The sequence below is a fragment of the Pantoea sp. BRR-3P genome (genome assembly GCF_039621635.1).
GTDB lineage: Bacteria > Pseudomonadota > Gammaproteobacteria > Enterobacterales > Enterobacteriaceae > Pantoea > Pantoea floridensis.
Genome location: NZ_CP155066.1, coordinates 1792433 through 1812001, shown reverse-complemented (window position 1 = coordinate 1812001; position 19569 = coordinate 1792433). Strand labels below are relative to the sequence as shown.

Annotated in this window: 16 protein-coding genes; 10 read left to right on the top strand and 6 right to left on the bottom strand. The window is 51.1% G+C overall.

Annotated features, from left to right (window positions below; translation table 11 throughout):
- Position 1: 1 nt before the first annotated feature.
- On the bottom strand, positions 2-412 hold the full coding sequence (gene msrB / locus AAGR08_RS08365) for a peptide-methionine (R)-S-oxide reductase MsrB (RefSeq protein ID WP_345829552.1): 411 nt from the start codon (positions 410-412) through the stop codon (positions 2-4).
- A gap of 338 nt (positions 413-750) precedes the next feature.
- On the opposite strand from msrB, the gene gapA reads away from it, so the two are divergent.
- Together gapA and AAGR08_RS08355 are read left to right on the top strand one after the other, a co-directional pair.
- Entirely contained in the window at positions 751-1749 is a 999-nt protein-coding gene (gene gapA / locus AAGR08_RS08360) for a glyceraldehyde-3-phosphate dehydrogenase (protein ID WP_007889697.1), read from the top strand.
- 74 nt (positions 1750-1823) lie between these two features.
- Positions 1824-2696 (top strand): D-hexose-6-phosphate mutarotase, encoded by an 873-nt coding sequence (locus tag AAGR08_RS08355; RefSeq protein ID WP_097097161.1) that lies wholly within the window; start codon positions 1824-1826, stop codon positions 2694-2696.
- Positions 2697-2708: 12 nt separating this feature from the next.
- On the opposite strand, the gene AAGR08_RS08350 is transcribed toward AAGR08_RS08355, so the two are convergent.
- On the bottom strand, positions 2709-3560 hold the full coding sequence (locus tag AAGR08_RS08350; protein WP_345829550.1) for an aldo/keto reductase: 852 nt from the start codon (positions 3558-3560) through the stop codon (positions 2709-2711).
- An 80-nt stretch (positions 3561-3640) separates the two neighbouring features.
- Positions 3641-4390 carry a MipA/OmpV family protein gene (locus AAGR08_RS08345; protein ID WP_345829549.1) on the bottom strand — a complete coding sequence of 250 codons (750 nt, stop codon included), beginning with the start codon at positions 4388-4390 and terminating at the stop codon, positions 3641-3643.
- A gap of 407 nt (positions 4391-4797) precedes the next feature.
- Between AAGR08_RS08345 and yeaG the strand changes: the two genes are divergently transcribed.
- The 6 genes from yeaG to AAGR08_RS08315 all read left to right on the top strand — a co-directional run bounded on the left by yeaG (position 4798) and on the right by AAGR08_RS08315 (position 13521).
- Positions 4798-6732: a protein kinase YeaG gene (gene yeaG, locus AAGR08_RS08340; protein WP_097097158.1), complete on the top strand. Its 1935-nt coding sequence runs from the start codon at positions 4798-4800 to the stop codon at positions 6730-6732.
- Positions 6733-6822: 90 nt separating this feature from the next.
- Positions 6823-8097, top strand: a complete 1275-nt coding sequence (locus AAGR08_RS08335) for a YeaH/YhbH family protein (protein ID WP_345829547.1) — start codon at positions 6823-6825, stop codon at positions 8095-8097.
- 230 nt (positions 8098-8327) lie between these two features.
- Entirely contained in the window at positions 8328-10055 is a 1728-nt protein-coding gene (locus AAGR08_RS08330) for a potassium/proton antiporter (protein ID WP_097097156.1), read from the top strand.
- A gap of 77 nt (positions 10056-10132) precedes the next feature.
- Positions 10133-10366 carry a DUF1480 family protein gene (locus AAGR08_RS08325; protein ID WP_097097155.1) on the top strand — a complete coding sequence of 78 codons (234 nt, stop codon included), beginning with the start codon at positions 10133-10135 and terminating at the stop codon, positions 10364-10366.
- A gap of 376 nt (positions 10367-10742) precedes the next feature.
- Positions 10743-12209: an undecaprenyl-phosphate galactose phosphotransferase WbaP gene (wbaP, locus tag AAGR08_RS08320; RefSeq protein WP_097097154.1), complete on the top strand. Its 1467-nt coding sequence runs from the start codon at positions 10743-10745 to the stop codon at positions 12207-12209.
- 118 nt (positions 12210-12327) lie between these two features.
- Positions 12328-13521 carry a multidrug effflux MFS transporter gene (locus AAGR08_RS08315; RefSeq protein WP_097097153.1) on the top strand — a complete coding sequence of 398 codons (1194 nt, stop codon included), beginning with the start codon at positions 12328-12330 and terminating at the stop codon, positions 13519-13521.
- On the opposite strand, the gene dadX is transcribed toward AAGR08_RS08315, so the two are convergent.
- On the bottom strand, positions 13514-14584 hold the full coding sequence (gene dadX, locus AAGR08_RS08310) for a catabolic alanine racemase DadX (RefSeq protein WP_345829543.1): 1071 nt from the start codon (positions 14582-14584) through the stop codon (positions 13514-13516). The two genes, AAGR08_RS08315 and dadX, sit on opposite strands and share 8 nt — an antisense overlap.
- 21 nt (positions 14585-14605) lie before the next feature.
- Positions 14606-15907 carry a D-amino acid dehydrogenase gene (locus AAGR08_RS08305; RefSeq protein WP_097097151.1) on the bottom strand — a complete coding sequence of 434 codons (1302 nt, stop codon included), beginning with the start codon at positions 15905-15907 and terminating at the stop codon, positions 14606-14608.
- A gap of 494 nt (positions 15908-16401) precedes the next feature.
- Here AAGR08_RS08305 and AAGR08_RS08300 point away from each other — a divergent pair, with 494 nt between their 5' ends.
- A complete protein-coding gene (locus AAGR08_RS08300; RefSeq protein WP_097097150.1) occupies positions 16402-17937 on the top strand; it encodes a SpoVR family protein in 1536 nt (511 codons plus the stop codon).
- A gap of 33 nt (positions 17938-17970) precedes the next feature.
- On the opposite strand, the gene fadR is transcribed toward AAGR08_RS08300, so the two are convergent.
- Positions 17971-18690 carry a fatty acid metabolism transcriptional regulator FadR gene (fadR, locus tag AAGR08_RS08295; RefSeq protein WP_097097149.1) on the bottom strand — a complete coding sequence of 240 codons (720 nt, stop codon included), beginning with the start codon at positions 18688-18690 and terminating at the stop codon, positions 17971-17973.
- 308 nt (positions 18691-18998) lie between these two features.
- Here fadR and dsbB point away from each other — a divergent pair, with 308 nt between their 5' ends.
- Complete coding sequence (dsbB, locus tag AAGR08_RS08290; RefSeq protein ID WP_345829541.1) at positions 18999-19529, top strand: disulfide bond formation protein DsbB; 531 nt, start codon at positions 18999-19001, stop codon at positions 19527-19529.
- Positions 19530-19569: the final 40 nt, after the last annotated feature.

The following is a 19569-nucleotide window of genomic DNA, read 5'->3' as shown; positions in this document are numbered from 1 at the left end:
CTTAACCCTCTTGCTGATTGCCCTGCTCATCAGTGAAATTCAACGAGGCGGAGTTTACGCAATAGCGCTCGCCGCTTGGTTGAGGGCCGTCCGGGAATACATGCCCAAGATGAGCATCGCAGTTACCACAGCGAATTTCGACGCGGTGCATAGCATGCGTATCGTCTTCCAGATAGCGAATAGCTTCATCACTATAAGGTTGATAGAAGCTTGGCCAGCCACAGCCTGAATCGTACTTCGTTTCGGAGAGGAACAGCGGCGAATTACAAACTAAGCAGTGGTAAATTCCTTCCTGCTTGTTGTGCAGCAACGCGCCCGAAAAAGGGGGCTCCGTTCCACGATGCTGAGTAACATAGCGCTGCATTTCGGATAGCTGCGCGATTTTTGCCTCGGGTGCGGTGTCTTTAGCCATTTTATCTTCCGGAGTGTCATTCTGAAAAAATCGACTAGTATTCTAACAAACGTACAACATCTATCGGGTCTTTTTTCGTGCTAACGCTTCTGACATCTCGGCAAGAGCACGATTTTGTGATGGGGATCACCCTTTGCAAAACTCATCCCTTTTCAGCCTGCATTCGGCGTAACATAGGCGCGCAATAAGGGTGCTGCGTAAGCGATTGCGCAACGAATTATTCCTGGTGTCGGAATTGACCTGTCGCAACAATTGACACGATTCCGCTTGACGCCTGGTAAGGTTTTTGTAATTTTACAGCCAACCTTTTATTCACTAACAAATAGCTGGTGGAATATATGACTATCAAAGTAGGTATCAACGGTTTTGGCCGTATCGGTCGCATCGTTTTCCGTGCTGCACAGCAGCGTTCTGACATCGAAATCGTCGCGATCAACGATCTGCTCGACGCCGATTACATGGCTTATATGCTGAAGTACGACTCTACTCACGGTCGTTTTGACGGCACTGTAGAAGTTAAAGACGGTGCGCTGATTGTTAACGGTAAGAAAATCCGTGTTACTGCTGAGAAAGACCCGGCTAACCTGAAGTGGGACGAAGTGGGTGTTGACGTTGTTGCTGAAGCGACCGGTATCTTCCTGACCGACGAAACTGCACGTAAACACATCACCGCTGGTGCGAAGAAAGTAGTTCTGACGGGTCCATCTAAAGACAGCACCCCAATGTTCGTGCGTGGCGCTAACTTTGACAAATATGCCGGCCAGGACATCGTTTCTAACGCATCTTGCACCACCAACTGCCTGGCACCGCTGGCTAAAGTTATCAACGATAACTTCGGCATCGTTGAAGGTCTGATGACCACCGTTCATGCAACCACCGCTACGCAGAAAACTGTTGATGGCCCGTCTCATAAAGACTGGCGCGGCGGCCGCGGCGCAGCACAGAACATCATCCCATCTTCTACCGGTGCGGCTAAAGCAGTAGGCGTAGTTCTGCCAGAACTGAACGGCAAACTGACCGGTATGGCATTCCGCGTTCCAACGCCAAACGTGTCTGTTGTTGACCTGACTGTTCGCCTGGAAAAACCAGCGACCTACAAAGAAATTTGTGCAGTGATCAAAGCTGAGTCAGAAGGCAAAATGAAAGGCGTGTTGGGCTACATCGAAGATGACGTCGTTTCTACCGATTTCAACGGCGAAACTCTGACTTCAGTATTCGATGCTAAAGCGGGTATCGCTCTGAACGACAACTTTGTGAAACTGGTTTCCTGGTACGATAACGAAACAGGTTACTCACACAAAGTTCTGGACCTGATTGCACTGGTTGCTTCTAAGTAAGCAAAGCGGTGAAACAGACAAGGGGTGACTTCGGTCACCCCTTTTTTTCGACTGGATGAAGAGAAGGTCTGACAATGCAAGATACGCTATATACCCTTCCGGTAGTGAATCAAATCACCCCCTATCTGTCACAGCGTCAGCAAGGTGATTTACCGATTCTGGTGGTAAGCCATCCAAAAGTCCGCGCGGCCATTGCGCTGCAGGGCGCACATCTCCTTTCATGGCAGCCGAGTGGACAACAACCGGTAATTTGGCTCAGTGAAAAGACACCATTTACTGCCGGTAAAGCGATTCGTGGTGGCGTGCCGATCTGCTGGCCATGGTTTGGTCCAGCAGGCGAACCGGCGCATGGCTTCGCGCGCAATATGCCGTGGACGTTGACTGCGCATGACGAAAACGATGATGCCGTCATGCTGACTTTTACGCTGGAAAGCAACGCACAGACCAAAAAACTGTGGCCGCATGACTTTACTCTGCTCGCTCGCTTCCGCATCGCAGAGCACTGTGAAATTGAGCTGGAAGCATATGGTGACTATGAAGCGACAGCCGCGCTGCACAGCTATTTTCAGGTTGCCGATATTGCGCAAGTGGAAGTCAGTGGCTTAGGAAAGAGCTTTATCGATAAAGTTAACGATAATTCGATTGGGGAATCCGATGGCAAACAGACCTATCCCAATCGAGTGGATCGTGTCCATACTGCCGCAGATGATTGTAGTGTAATCCATGATAGAGCGGGTAAACGTCAGATTGAAGTTTATCACCATTATCAAAGTGACGTTGTCACGTGGAATCCCGGTCCTGAACTATCCTGCAGCATGGGCGACATGGCCAATGAGGGATATAAAACCATGGTATGTGTTGAAACGGCACGGATTAGTAAGCCATTAAAAAGTGCAGGTGAATCTCCTGCTCGCCTGAGCGCCACCCTTCGGGTCGTCAACAAATAAACTTCTGCAGGGCTATACGATATCCAGCGCTGTTTTACTCTGCGGCGCTGGAAACACCCCATCAATAATCGTGAGTTCTTCCTGACTGAGATGAATACTTAGCGCGGCAGCATTCTGTCGCACATGATCTTCACTGCTGGCTTTAGGGATCGCTAAAACACCCTCCATGCGAATGACCCACGCCAGCATTAATTGTGCCACGCTAATGCTCTTCTGTTGTGCAATTTGCTGCAGATGCGCATTCTCGAACAGCGCCTTTCTTAAGCGTCCCGCCTGCGCTAACGGACAATACGCCATGATTGGCATGCCACGGCGTTGGCATTCAGGCAGCAAATCATACTCAATGCCCCGGGAGGCTAAATGATAAAGCACCTGATTAGTTAAGCAGGCTTTGCCGCCTGGCTCATTCCACAGTTCCAGCATGTCGGCACTGTCGAAATTGGATACGCCCCAATGACGAATCTTACCTTGCTGCTGCAATGATTCCATCGCACGCAGGGTTTCTTCTAAAGGCACATTACCGCGCCAGTGTAATAGGTAGAGATCGAGGTAATCGGTTTGCAGACGGCGAAGACTGCGCTCGCAAGCCTCAATGGCATCAACTTCCCCGGCATTCCATGGATAAACTTTTGACACCAGCCAGGCTTGATTGCGACGCCCGCGCAGCGCTTCACCAACTACCTCCTCCGCACCCCCTTCGGCATACATCTCGGCGGTATCAATAACCTTTAATCCGAGTTCCAGCCCCGCCTGTAGCGCGGCAATTTCCTGACGGCGCTGAGCAACATTCTCGCCCATGTACCACGTTCCCTGCCCAATTGCAGGAATGGCGGCTTCGCCGGGAAACGTTATGGTTTTCATCACTCCTCCTCCGCTCCATTACGGGGCTCATTATTGGTGCAATGTAAGAAAAACGCCTCATTATGAGGCGTCCACTTTGCTTATCAGAAGGTATAACTAATGCCGGTCCAGAGGGTGAACTGCCCCTCTTTATTGACCATTGGACTGTCTTTAATTTCGCTGTCAAAGCGCGTATAGCGACCAGATAAGCTGGCATTCCAGCTATCAGTAATTTGATAGCTGGCGTTCATTTCCACATAAGGCGACCAACTGTCATCTGGGTGATATTCAGCGATGCCAGTACGGGTACTTTCGTGTGATGAAACACCATAGTAATAGCGGTTCTGATTGGCACTGTTCCATATCGCACCGATACCCGGCGTCAGACTTAATGCGCCAAAATCGAAACGATAAAGATAGGTAAGATCCCACAGCATACCATTGCTGTCATTGAGTACATCGCCGAGCAGCGCAGTACGCACAATCCCCCAATCGGCGACGTGACGATAAGTAGCACCTGCCATCAGCGTCATGCGACGCTTATCGAGCGCTTTCATATCGCCTAAATCGTTATCTTTAGGATCATACTCCTGAGGCGAACCCAGTACGGTTAGCGAGAGCTGATTCTGTGGGTCTTTCCACAAGTAATAGCCGCCTTGCAGACTGTGGAACCAGAAGTTTTCACCTTCATAATTAATCACAGGAATCGGCAGATAGCGGTCTTGTCCCCCCTTATAAGGAGACTGGGCATAAATGACCGAAGCCCCAAGAGTTAAGGTTTCTGCATGAGTGGCGAACGCCACAAAATAACAAGGAACAACAAGAGCAAGCGCTTTAAGTTTGAATTGGTTCACAATTTATTCAGTCCATTAATATAACAATCACACGTAGAGTCTAACCAAATTTTTGCTATCGGTTAACGTTTAATGATGCTCTGGAGGCGGCGCGGAGGAATTATCTGAGCCGCCTCCTTGCTATCCATGCTTAGGTTGATTGTCTCAGTGCTTATGAGACTTTGTTATTGATATATCGCTGATTAAGGTTAAAAGTGGCAGCAGGTTTTCTGATTGCCTTCTACAGTTAAATGTAAGACGAGACTTTTTGTACGAGCAGAGTAACCGAAATAATTGTGTATCCCGATAAAAAAACGTCAGGTTGGCATAAGGGTTGCTGTACTCATTAAAGAATATCTTCCGGGAGCTGCTATAACCTTTAATTACGCTCCTTTACCTGTGCTAAAAACGAAAGGACGGGCATCGCTATGAATATATTCGATCACTATCGTCAGCGTTATGAAGCTGCCAAGGATGAAGAATTCTCACTACAGGAATTCCTCGCCATCTGTAAACAGGATCGTAGTGCATACGCCAACGCTGCCGAACGACTCTTAATGGCCATCGGTGAGCCGGTGATGGTTGACACTGCGCAAGAGCCACGCCTTTCCAGAATCTTCTCCAACCGCGTCATGGGACGCTACCCTGCCTTTGAAGAGTTTTACGGTATGGAAGAAGCGATTGAGCAAATCGTCTCCTACCTGAAGCACGCTGCGCAAGGTCTGGAAGAGAAGAAACAGATTCTCTACTTATTGGGCCCAGTGGGCGGCGGTAAATCGTCGCTGGCTGAACGACTGAAAGCGCTGATGCAGCGAGTGCCGATTTACGTGTTAAGCGCGGATGGCGAACGCAGCCCGGTAAATGATCATCCGCTGTGCCTGTTCAACCCGCAGGAAGATGCCAATATCCTGGAAAAAGAGTATGGCGTACCGCGGCGTTATCTCGGCACCATCATGTCGCCTTGGGCAGCGAAGCGTCTGCATGAATACGGCGGTGATATCACTCGCTTTAAAGTGGTAAAAGTCTGGCCGTCAATTTTGGAACAGATTGCTATAGCTAAAACCGAGCCGGGTGACGAGAACAATCAGGACATCTCTGCGCTGGTTGGTAAAGTGGATATCCGCAAACTGGAAAATCACGCGCAGAACGATCCTGATGCCTACGGCTACTCAGGTGCATTGTGCCGCGCGAACCAGGGTGTGATGGAATTCGTTGAGATGTTTAAAGCGCCAATCAAAGTGCTACATCCGCTGCTGACCGCCACGCAGGAAGGTAACTATAACGGGACTGAGGGCATCTCTGCTCTGCCGTTTAATGGCATCATTCTGGCGCACTCCAATGAATCAGAATGGGTCACTTTCCGTAATAACAAAAACAATGAGGCGTTCCTTGACCGTGTTTACATTGTCAAAGTGCCTTACTGCTTACGCGTTTCTGAAGAGATTAAGATTTACAATAAGCTGTTGGATCACAGTGAGTTAACCACTGCTCCTTGCGCACCGGGAACGCTGGAAACGCTGGCCCGCTTCTCAATTCTGTCGCGCTTGAAAGAGCCGGAAAACTCCAGCATCTACTCAAAAATGCGCGTATATGATGGTGAAAGCCTGAAAGATACCGATCCAAAAGCGAAATCCTGGCAGGAGTATCATGATTACGCGGGCGTAGATGAAGGCATGAACGGGCTCTCTACGCGCTTCGCGTTTAAAATTTTGTCACGCGTGTTCAACTTTGACCATGCCGAAGTGGCGGCTAACCCGGTGCACCTGTTTTATGTGCTGGAACAGCAAATTGAGCGCGAACAGTTCCCGCAGGATCTGGCGGAGAAATACCTTGAGCATCTGAAAGGCTACCTGATTCCGAAATATGCCGAGTTTATTGGCAAAGAGATTCAAACCGCCTATCTGGAATCCTACTCTGAATACGGCCAGAACATTTTTGACCGCTACGTAACGTACGCTGACTTCTGGATTCAGGACCAGGAATATCGCGACCCTGATACCGGACAGCTCTTCGACCGCGAGTCACTCAATGCAGAGCTGGAAAAGATCGAGAAACCTGCTGGGATCAGCAACCCGAAAGATTTCCGTAATGAGATTGTTAACTTTGTTTTGCGTGCCCGCGCGCAGAACAGCGGCCGCAATCCAAACTGGACCAGCTATGAAAAACTGCGCACGGTTATCGAGAAGAAAATGTTCTCGAATACCGAAGAGTTGCTGCCGGTGATTTCGTTTAATACCAAGACCTCGACGGACGAACAGAAAAAACACGATGATTTTGTCGATCGCATGATGGAAAAAGGCTATACCCGCAAGCAAGTACGCCTGCTGTGCGAGTGGTATCTGCGCGTGCGTAAATCGTCATAATCGTTACCTGTAAGCGATGCGGCATCATGGTGCCGTAACATGAGGCCGGGTATCCCGGCCTGAGCTTGCAATGCAGTTTGGGGGAGTTTTATGGCCTATTTTATCGATCGGCGTCTGAACGGTAAGAATAAAAGCGCCGTCAATCGGCAGCGCTTTCTGCGCCGTTATAAGTCGCAAATCAAGCAATCGATCTCCGAGGCCATCAATAAGCGTTCGGTGACCGATGTCGAGAGCGGCGAATCGGTCTCGATTCCAATTGACGATATTAATGAACCGAGTTTCCATCAGGGTCGCGGCGGCAGTCGCCATCGCGTCCACCCAGGGAACGATCACTTCGTGCAGAACGACCGTATCGAGCGTCCACAAGGCGGCGGTGGCGGTGGAAGCGGCCAGGGCAACGCCAGTCAGGATGGTGAAGGCCAGGATGAATTCGTTTTCCAGATTTCTAAAGACGAATATCTCGATCTGTTATTTGAGGATCTTGCGCTGCCGAATCTGCGCAAGAATCAGCATCGTCAGCTAAACGAGTACAAAACGCACCGTGCCGGATTCACCTCAAACGGTGTGCCTGCCAACATCAGCGTGGTGCGTTCGCTGCAGAATTCGCTCGCTCGTCGGACGGCGATGACTGCGGGTAAACGTCGCATGCTGCATGAGCTGGAAGACACACTGAAAGAGGTGGAGAACAGCGAGCCGGCTCAATTGCTGGAAGAAGAGCGGTTACGCAAAGAGATCGCTGAACTGCGTGCGCGCATTGATCGGGTGCCGTTTATTGATACCTTTGATCTGCGTTACAAAAATTTTGAAAAGCGGCCGGAACCCTCCAGCCAGGCAGTCATGTTCTGCTTGATGGACGTGTCAGGTTCGATGGATCAAGCGACTAAAGATATGGCGAAGCGCTTTTATATCCTGCTGTATCTGTTCCTGAGCCGAACCTATAAGAACGTTGACGTGGTATACATTCGCCACCACACGCAAGCGAAAGAAGTGGATGAACAGGAGTTCTTCTACTCGCAGGAAACCGGCGGCACCATCGTTTCAAGCGCACTTAAACTGATGGATGAGGTGGTGAAAGAGCGTTATGACCCGGCACAATGGAACATCTACGCGGCGCAAGCTTCGGATGGCGATAACTGGGCTGATGATTCTCCACTCTGTCACGAGATTTTAGCCAAACATATTCTGCCAGTAGTACGTTATTACAGCTACATCGAGATTACGCGCCGAGCTCATCAGACCTTATGGCGCGAGTACGAGCACCTGCAGGCGATGTTCGATAACTTTGCGATACAACATATTCGCGAGCCAGAGGACATCTACCCTGTATTTAGAGAACTTTTCCACAAACAGGCTGCTGAAGCCTAAATTTATAAGCCGGTCACCGACCGGCTTTTTCTTTTCCGCGGCTACGCTCACTCCCCCTGAAAACTGTGCTTTTTTCATACGAATTTAACCTTATATGGGATGCCGACCCGCAGAATGAAAAAAAGTGCAATTAAGCGCTGACAAGCTATTGATAAGGCATTATCTTTTCAGCTTATCTGTGTGAATCCCCCCGCAGTTTGTTTTTTTGGTCCCGCCGCAGGAGAACGCCGTTGAATACCAGCATGATTTACAGTTTGTTCATTATTGGTTCCGTGCTGGTTGCAGCAAGTATTTTGCTGAGTTCATTCTCGTCACGCCTTGGCATTCCCATTCTGGTCATCTTCCTTGCGCTCGGCATGCTGGCCGGAATTGATGGCATTGGTGGTATTGCCTTCGACAACTACCCGGTTGCCTATCTGGTTTCTAACCTTGCGTTAGCTATCATCCTGCTGGACGGCGGTATGCGTACCAAAGCCTCCTCGTTGAAGGTGGCTCTTGGACCGGCGCTATCGCTGGCGACCGTCGGCGTGATGATCACCGCCGGTTTAACCGGCGTCGCTGCCGCGTGGTTATTCAAACTTGATTTAATGCAGGGCTTCCTGATCGGGGCGATTATCGGTTCCACTGATGCCGCCGCGGTGTTTTCGCTTTTAGGCGATAAAGGTCTCAACGAGCGCGTGAGCTCTACGCTGGAAATCGAATCCGGCAGCAACGACCCGATGGCGGTGTTTCTTACTATCACGCTGATCGACATGATTCAGCAGGGCCAATCCGGTCTGAGCTGGATGTTCGTGGTGCATCTGGTACAGCAATTCGGTTTAGGCATCGTATTAGGCCTTGGTGGCGGCTGGGCGCTGCAGCAGTTAATTAATCGTATTAATCTCGCGCAAGGTTTGTATCCACTGCTGGCGGTAAGCGGTGGCATCATCGTCTTTGCGCTAACCACCGTCATGGAAGGCAGCGGCATTCTGGCGGTTTATTTGTGCGGTTTCCTGCTGGGTAACAGCCCCATTCGCAACCGCCACGGTATTTTGCAAACCTTTGATGGCATGGCCTGGCTGAGCCAAATTGGCATGTTCATTGTGCTGGGCTTGCTGGTGACGCCGTCCGACTTATGGCACATCGCTGTGCCGGCGATGATTCTCTCCTTGTGGCTAATTTTAGTCGCGCGCCCCCTTTCCATTCTGGTTGGTCTTCTGCCCTTCAAAGGCTTCACCGGACGCGAACGCATCTTTATCAGTTGGGTTGGCCTACGCGGCGCCGTACCGATTATCCTCGCGGTATTCCCGATGATGGCTGGATTAGAAAATGCCAAACTCTACTTCAACATCGCCTTCTTTGTCGTGCTGGTGTCGCTGATGCTGCAAGGTACGTCACTGGGCTATGCCGCTAAACGTGCAAAAGTTGTGGTACCGCCAACCGCATCGCCAATCAGCCGGGTTGGGCTGGATATCCATCCTGAGAATCCCTGGGAGCAATTCATTTATCAATTGAGCGCGGACAAATGGTGTGTGGGAGCAGCGCTGCGTGATTTGCAGATGCCGCGAGAAACACGAATTGCTGCCCTGTTCCGCGATAACGCACTGATGCACCCGAATGGTAATACGCGGCTAAAAGAGGGTGATGTACTCTGCGTTATTGGTCGTGAACGTGATTTACCTGCCCTTGGCAAAATGTTCAGCCAATCGCCGCCGGTGGCGCTGGATCAGCGCTTCTTTGGTGATTTTATTCTGGATGCAGACGCTCGCCTGCGCGATGTGGCGCAAATATACGGGCTCGAGTTGGATGAGCAGACGAACGATCAACAGTCGCTGGGTCAGCTGGTGATGAGCCTGCTGGGCAGCACACCGGTGGTTGGCGATCAGGTCGAGTGGAACCAACTCACCTGGACCGTGGCCGAAAAAGAAGATAATCAGATCGTCAAAATTGGCGTGCGCGTAATGGAAGAGAAGGAATAATCCGAGCTCTTAACGCTCGTAAACTGCGTGTTAACGACTATGCTCACTATTCAACCCAGCAAACACGGGAGAATATAATGGAACACGTGGTAAAAATCGGTCGCTATGAAATTGTTGATGCAACGTTCAATAATGACAATATGGAGACTGTGAGTATTCCTGGCAAAACCAATCCCGGCCTGGTGGACCAACTCGACGGCTGGGACAGTGAAACCAGTGTGCCAGCGTCAATTGATGGTAAGGCTGTCGATTTGCAAATTGGGCACTATGACAAGGAGCAGGACCTGTGGGTACTAAAAAAACCTGCCTGATTGTCGTTACCGCCATTTATTAAAATGGCGGTGATTCCGAAAAGCAGTCTTAAAAACAAGCATTATATTGTCGAACATTGAGATTTTAGCCTTATTTTTCATCAGATTACCCCATTATTTCTTTAGTCATTTATTTCCTTTTCAGACTATTTCCATATTAACTCTGTCAAATAACTCCTGCATACTCTTAACCGTTGCTGCAGCTTTTCGTGACGTGTATCACGTCTCAAACGGTCCTTTCCATGCAGCGCTTATGGCAGCACTGACTTATATCTCGCTGAAAATATTATTTTTCCTGATTTTCAGCGGACCACTCCTGAGCGCGTACTTGATTCTGGTCAGGCCATCTTTTACTTAAGAAAAGAGAGCAGGTTTTATGGCAAGTACTTTAATAATGAACAATGCAACCCGCTCGTGGAGCGGACTGCGCAAAAACCTCATCGCAAAAGTCGCACTGAGTGTCTCCGATTTAATAGCATTAAATCTGGCATTGTTTTTATCTGCCGCCACCGTGCAAGGTATTTGGGGTGAACTGGATACGTTTATTCCGCCTCAACAGATTGAATATCGTTTTATTGCGCAGTTAGGTTTGTCCGTACTTTGTACCGCCTGGTTCTGGGTACGGATGCGCCATTACACCTACCGCAAACCGTTTTGGTTTGAATTAAAAGAGGTGATTAAAACGCTGTTTGTTTTCTCTCTGCTTGATCTGGCGCTGATTGCCTTTTCAAAATGGGACTTCTCCCGCATGGTATGGGTGTTCAGCTGGACCTATGCCCTGCTGCTGCTGCCGCTGATGCGAGCCGTGGTTAAGCGGGCCATTAACCGCGCAGGTCAATGGCAGAAGGAAACCATCATCATTGGTTCTGGTAAAAACGCCATGGAAGCCTATGCCGCGTTACAAAGCGAGGAGATCCTGGGCTACAACGTGCAGGCCTTTATCTCCCTCGATGATGACCAGCAGCATGAAAAAGTTAACGGCGTACCGGTTATCACCTGGAAAGATATCAACTGGCAAACCATGGACCGCGACAACACGCAATTTATCGTCGCCACAGAATATGAGCAGCAAGTGGTGCGCGATAAATGGCTGAAGTTCCTGTCTAAAATGAAGTGTCGGTCGATCTCCGTGATCCCAACGCTGCGCGGTGTACCGCTGTATGGTACCGATATGTCATTCATCTTCAGCCATGAAGTGATGATTTTGCGCGTGAGCAACAACCTGGCGAAACGCTCTTCTCGTTTCCTGAAGCGTACCTTCGATATTGTTGTCGCTTCTATGCTGCTGGTGTTCCTTGGTCCGGTATTTGGATTGCTATGTGCAATGGTGAAGCGTGACGGCGGTAATGCGATTTATGGTCATGAGCGCGTCGGTCAGGATGGCGTGAAATTCAAATGCCTTAAGTTCCGCTCAATGGTAACCAACTCGCAAGAAGTGCTGCAGAACCTTCTGGCAACCAGCGAAGAGGCGCGTGCGGAATGGGATCGTGACTTTAAACTGAAAAACGATCCGCGCGTGACCAAAATTGGTAACTTCCTGCGTAAAACCAGCCTTGATGAGCTGCCGCAATTGTGGAATGTGATTCGCGGTGAAATGAGCCTGGTGGGCCCACGCCCCGTCATCGAGGCAGAGCTGGAACGCTATGCGGGTGATGTGGATTATTACCTGATGGCCAAACCCGGCATGACAGGTTTGTGGCAGGTCAGCGGCCGTAACGATATCGATTACGATACGCGCGTTTACTTCGATTCCTGGTATGTTAAAAACTGGGCGCTGTGGACGGACATCGCCATTCTGTTTAAAACCGCGGGTGTCGTGGTGCGTCGCGACGGCGCTTACTAATACCCTCGACGCGATGCCTGCGCAGTTTGGCAGGCATCGCCTTTTCTTTTTATCCCTTTCTTTTTCCTCACAGAGTCATTACCCTTCCCGCTTGTTTAACAGGTCGTTTCGGTACGTAATGCAAAAATTCACCCTGATACTTCTAAGCCTCGTGCTGCTGGCACCGCTTGGCATTGATCTTTACCTCCCCACTTTGCCGCAAATCGCCGATGGCCTGAACAGCCCGGTGAGCCTCATCCAGCTCACCATTCCTCTGTTTTTGCTGGTGATGGGTATCGGTCAGCTGGTAACCGGACCACTGGTTGATAATTTTGGCCGTAAGCCAATCGCGCTGATTGGCCTGGGCTTGTACATCATTGGCAGCATCGTTGCGGCCACCGCCACGCAATGGCCGGTGTTCTTCCTGGCGCGCATCATCCAGGGTTGCGGCGTGTGCTGCAGCGCAGTAGTGGCCTTTAGTGGCGTGCGCGATCGCCTGAGTGGTGAAGATGCGGCTCGCGCTTACGGTTTTCTCAATGGCGCACTGAATATTGTTCCGGCACTGGCTCCCCTGCTGGGTGGTATTCTGGCGGAAGCCTATGGCTGGCGCGCACCATTCTGGTTCCTGTGCGGTTATGCGGTAGTTATCGGATTGATTGTCGTCATCTGGCTGCCAGAAACGCGCCCTGCAGACACGCTGCGGGTAAAAGGGTTGCCGCTGGCGCAGTATGGCGCAATTGCGCGTGAACCACGCTTCCTTGCCTTCGCATTTGCTAATGCCGGTGCGTTGGGCATGGTGCTAACGTATGTTTCACTGGCGCCGCATGTGTTGATGACCGAAGGCGGCCTCACGCCACTCCAATTCTCCTTCGCCTTTGGCGCCAATGGTTTTTGGATCATGCTGGTAAGCGCCTTCGTGAATAAAACCATTCGCAAAGCGGGACGCCCGTTCTGTCTGGCGATGGGTTTTGCGACGATGTTGATTGGCGCCATTCTGCTGATGATGGGCACCGCACTGTTTCCGGCCGCATGGCAAAACCATTGGGCGCTATACATGATCCCGGTGGCCGTTTCTGTGGCAGGATTAGCGTTTACCGTCGGACCGGCCACCAGCTATGCGCTGGAGCCGTATCAACAGCAGGCCGGTGTCGCTGCAGCCTTACAAGGATTTATACAGATGGCGTGCGGTGCCGGTGGAAGTATGGCCATCGTGGCCCTACCGGTGGCGGAGAAATCGTCTCTGGCATTGATGATGCTGACGGGTGCAGCGCTGGCCCTCATCGCCTGGCGCTGCAGCAAAAATATGCGCGGCAGCGTGACCGCGCTTAAATAACCTCAACCGGAACGCGTGGCGCGAGCGCGCACATCAGCTCGTAACCCACTGTTCCGGCGGCTTTTGCCACCTCATCGATCTTAACCTGATTACCCCACAGCTCAACCTTCGAGCCAATTCCGGCCTGCGGGCAAGGTTCCAAATCGACCATCATCATGTCCATGGAGATCGCGCCCAAGGTTTGCGTGCGCACACCATCAACGCAAACGGGTGTGCCCGTTGGTGCGTGGCGTGGATAACCATCGGCGTAACCGCAGGCGACAATACCAATACGTTGTGCGGCACGAGCATGATAGCGATACCCATAACCAACACCATCACCGGCATTTAATTGCTGTACGCCAATGATCTCGCTGTTAAGCGTCATCACCGGCTGCAATCCGGTGCTGGCGATATCCTGCCAGTCACCGCTGGGTGACGCGCCATAGAGAATAATGCCGGGACGTACCCAATCGAAATGTGCTTCCGGGTGCCACAACGTGGCCGCAGAGTTCGACAAGGAACGAGGACAATGCAACCCTTCTGCCGCCAGCTCCACACGCTTCATCGGCTCAATTAAGCCATCCGGATTTTCCGCATCGGCAAAGTGCGCCATCAGCGTCATCTCACCTACAGTCGGCAAAGCCCGCAGTTTTTGCCATGCCGCCTGCGCCAGTTCCGGTCGGAAACCCAGCCGATTCATGCCGCTGTTAATTTTCAGATAAACATCAACCGGCGCCGACAGCCGCGCTTTCGCCAGCGCCTGAATTTGCCAGTTACTGTGCACGCTGGTTGTAAGGCGATAACGATCGATCAGCGTTAAATCTTCCGCATGGAAAAACCCCTCCAGCAGCAGAATCGGTTTTTTCCATCCCTGCTCACGCAGCAGGATGGCCTCTTCCATATTTAACAGGGCAAACCCATCAGTTTCGGCGAGACTTTGCCACACGCGTGCAACACCGTGACCATACGCATTAGCCTTTACTACCGACCAGACGTGCGAGTGTGGAGCAGCCTGACGCACAGTAGCAAGATTGTGACGCAGCGCCTGTTGATTGATGGTGGCACCGGTTGGACGTGACATGCTTTAACTCTCCCTGAGGTTTTAACGCGTCGCGCTGGCGTTACGCAGTGGCGACGAATGGGGCTCAAAACCCGGCAGGTAGCGCAGCACGGACAAATCATCTGCGGCGATCGCCGGTTTCTGACCGGAAATTAAATCAGCCAGAAGCTGACCGGAACCACACGCCATCGTCCATCCCAACGTGCCGTGGCCGGTATTGAGATAGAGATTGGAGAGCGGCGTGCGTCCAACAATTGGCGTTCCGTCCGGGGTCATAGGACGCAATCCGGTCCAGAACGTGGCCTGTTCAACATATCCGCCCTCAGGATAGAGATCGCGGACCACCATCTCCAGCGTTTCACGTCGTGCTGGCAACAGTTTGGTGTTAAAACCAACAATTTCCGCCATGCCGCCCACGCGGATGCGATCGTCGAAGCGCGTCACCGCCACTTTGTAGGTCTCATCAAGGATGGTGGAAACTGGCGCAGCATCGGCATCTTTAATTGGAATCGTCAGCGAATACCCTTTCAGCGGATACACCGGGATTGAAAGGATATCTTTCAACAGCGCCGTCGAATAGGAACCAAACGCCACCACATACGCATCGGCTTTAATCACTTCATCGCCACACTTCACGCCATAAATGCGGTTACCTTCGCGCAGCAGTTGATCCACCGACGTGTTATAGCGGAAGGTGACGCCCGCCGCTGCGGCCATCTCAGCCAGACGCTGGGTAAACAATTGGCAATCGCCAGTTTCATCGTTAGGTAAACGCAGACCGCCGGTAAGTTTGTGTGCCGTGGCCGCTAGCGCCGGTTCGACATTTTTCAGTTGATGCGCTTCCAGCAACTCATACGGCACGCCGGCATCGCGCAGCACAGCAATATCTTTGCTGGCGCTTTCAAACTGCTGCTGAGTACGGAAAAGTTGCAGCGTCCCGCCCTGGCGACCTTCGTAAGCGATACCGGTGCTGGCACGCAGCGTTTTCAAGCAGTCGCGGCTGTATTCCGCAATGCGCACCATACGGCTTTTGTTCTCTTGATAGTGCTGCATGTCGCAGTTACGCAACATATTCCACATCCATTCCAGCTGGAACTTGCTGCCATCGAGACGAACCGCCAACGGGGCGTGACGCTGGAACATCCATTTTACCGCTTTGAGCGGCACGCCCGGCGCCGCCCAGGGCGCGGCATAGCCTGGCGATATCTGTCCGGCGTTACCGGCGCTAGTTTCTAACGCCGCTGCGGGCTGACGATCGATCACCGTGACGTCATGTCCGGCCTGAGCCAGATACCAGGCGCTTGCAACCCCAACCACACCACTACCAAGAATCACTACGCGCATAAGCCCCTCGTCGCAGCAAAAGAACAATTAACTACTAACCAAGCCCAAGGCAGCATAATTTCACCGCCAATCAAATCTTACATTCGATCGACATATTTCACATGTTTTTCACCTGCCTGCACACTGAAATCATGCAGCACATCAAAAATCAGGATTTTTTATGCCTTAAAACCGTTATTCAGCCATTTATTATGCGTCAGGGAGTGGTTTACTCTTTTTTCAGGAGAAAGCGCCGCAGTCATACATTTAACTTATAAACAGAGCATTACTCTGCAATCCATAATAAAACCAATATTTATCACATGCGGCGTCTTAACTGGCGCTTTTTGAATGATTTTCTGCCAAAAGAATTCGATTGAGATCCAGTTTCGGATAAGCGACAGTGGACTATCATTGAAGTGTTCGCTCAGTTTTATTGGGCCATCTTTACTCAGGATGAGGCCTTAAACGATCGTGACAGGTAATCCCTGCCGCTTGCAAAACAGAGGTGCGCTATGACGACAATCTTTGACGAGCCAACCCGCAGCAGTAAACGACTCAGTGATGGCCCAGACTGGACCTTCGAACTGCTGGATGATTATCTGGCGGAAATTGACCGGGTAGCGAAAAGCTACGGGCTGGAAACCTACCCGCACCAAATCGAAGTGATCACCTCCGAACAGATGATGGATGCGTACTCCAGCGTGGGTATGCCGATCAACTATGCACACTGGTCGTTTGGCAAGAAATTCATCGAAACCGAACAACGCTATAAGCACGGTCAGCAAGGCCTGGCTTATGAGATCGTCATTAATTCCAATCCGTGTATCGCCTATTTGATGGAAGAGAACACCATGACCATGCAGGCGCTGGTGATGGCGCACGCCTGTTATGGTCACAACTCTTTCTTCAAAAATAACTATCTGTTCCGTAGCTGGACCGATGCCAGTTCAATCGTCGATTACCTGCTGTTTGCGCGAAATTACATTACCGATTGCGAAGAGCGCTACGGTGTGGAAGAAGTGGAACGTCTACTGGATTCCTGCCATGCGCTGATGAATTACGGTGTTGATCGTTACAAGCGCCCGCAAAAGATTTCACTGCAGGAAGAGAAAGCACGGCAGCAGAGTCGTGAAGAGTATTTGCAGAGCCAGGTGAATACGCTGTGGCGCACGCTACCGCGCAAAGAGAAGGAGTCGGTGCACGTTGAGGCTTCACGCTACCCTTCTGAGCCGCAGGAAAATCTGCTCTACTTCATGGAGAAAAATGCACCGCTGCTGGAATCCTGGCAACGTGAGGTGCTGCGTATTGTCCGCAAAGTCAGTCAATACTTTTATCCGCAGAAACAGACGCAGGTGATGAATGAAGGTTGGGCCACCTTCTGGCACTACACCATCCTGAATCATCTGTATGACGAGGGCAAAGTGTCGGAACGCTTTATGATGGAATTCCTGCACAGCCACACCAATGTCGTGTATCAGCCGCCGTATAACAGCCAGTGGTATAACGGCATCAACCCCTATGCACTGGGCTTCGCAATGTTCCAGGATATCAAGCGCATCTGTCAGACACCTACCGAAGAAGATCGCTACTGGTTCCCTGATATTGCCGGTTCAGATTGGCTGAAGACCCTGCATTTTGCGATGCGCGAGTTTAAGGATGAAAGCTTCATCAGCCAGTTCCTGTCGCCAAAAGTAATGCGTGATTTCCGGTTGTTTACGGTGATGGACGATGACCGCAACAATTTCCTCGAAATTGCGGCTATTCATGACGAAGCGGGTTATCGCGCGATTCGGCAGCAGCTGTCGGCGCAATATAATCTGAGCAATCTGGAACCTAACATTCAGGTTTATAACGTCGACTTACGCGGCGATCGTTCTTTAACGTTGCGTTACGTGCCGCAACAGCGGGCGCCGCTTGATAAGAGCCGTAAAGAAGTTCTGAAGCATGTACATCGCTTATGGGGCTTTGATGTCATTCTTGAGCAGCAGAATGAGGATGGCAGCGTAGAGTTGCTGGATCGTTCGCCCGCGCGCGGTCCATCGCTATAACAAAAAAACCGGACTGTGAAGTCCGGTTTTTCTTTATCGTTTGCTGGCTAAATCATCCGGCATGCTTTTCTGCATTTTGTGCCAAATCTCGCCGCTGCGACGACCATAGTCGCGCACGCTATCAACGATCTGCTCCTGTGAAGGGTTGGCAACGCACAAATCCGCCAGCTGACGATAGAAGTTACGCGCCAGCTCACGCGCTTCCAGGTTGGAGAAATAGTGACGACCAACGCGGGTATAAAGTCCTTTAAGGCCATTTAAAATCAGACCATAAATAGGATTTCCAGAAGCAAAAGCCAATCCGCGGAACACACGGTAATCCAGCTCGGTATAAGCCTCTGCTTTGTCTTCCTCACTCAACGCATTTTCCAGTACTTCACGCGCTTTATCTGGATGATGACGCAGCGCACGGCTGATAAAAATGGAAGCAATATTCGTGCGCACCGACAGCAGATTATCAATCAACTGCGGCACGCTATCGTGGTCGAGACGAGCCAGAGTTTCGAGAATGTTTAAACCGGAGGTTTCCCAGAAATCGTTAACGCGCGTCGGTTTGCCGTGCTGAATGGTCAACCAGCCATCGCGAGCTAGTCGCTGCAGCACTTCGCGCAACGTGGTGCGAGTTACGCCAATCAGTTCAGAAAGCTCACGTTCGGCAGGCAGAATAGATCCCGGTGGAAAACGACTATTCCAGATGCTCTCAATAATATACTCTTCAGCAAATCCCGCAGGGCTCTGCGCCTTAATCACCATAGCATTTATTTCTCGTTACTTTCTTTATCGTAATGCGACTCATCATACCAGAGCGGCTATAGCGGAAATAGCCTGCCAACCGATTAAAAGCGCGCGCTGGCGCAAAATTCAGTCGCGATCTCAGGCCCCCTTCAAGCAGAAGCACAGGGTTGCGCTATGCCGGCTTCTCCTCTTTCACTCCATGCCCTCTTTTTTCAACGGAACTCGACTTAAGTCATTTTTGTTTAAGATTTTTTCCTATTGCCTGGCTGGCACGGTTACGCTTTTGGTTTACACTGCGACACATTAACGGTTACAGGAAAAGCACTATGTTGCGATATTTGAATCAATGCTCGTATGGAAGAGGTGCCTGGCTACTGCTGGCCCTAACAGCACTGGCCTTTGAGTTGACTGCGTTGTATTTCCAGCACGTTATGGGATTACAGCCTTGTGTAATGTGTATTTATGAACGCTGCGCGCTATTCGGCGTGATAGGTGCGGGTATCGTCGGAGCGATTGCACCGAAAACGCCACTGCGCTGGGCGGCGATCCTCATCTGGATCTATAGCGCCTATGAAGGGGCTCGTCTCTCTTACGAACACACCATGATTCAGCTGCATCCTAATCCGTTTGTGACCTGCGACTTTGCCGCCCGCTTCCCTACCTGGTTACCGCTGGATAAATGGCTGCCAGCGGTGTTTGTGGCGAGTGGCGACTGCGCCGAGCGTGGCTGGACGTTCCTCACCTGGAGCATGCCGCAGTGGATGATCGTCATTTTCGCGGCATATCTGTTAGTCGCGCTGCTGGTACTGATTGCGCAACCGTTCAAACCAAAACGCCGCGATCTGTTCGGGCGTTAAGCAGTAACAAAACAGGCAGCCAAGGCTGCCTGTTTCTCGC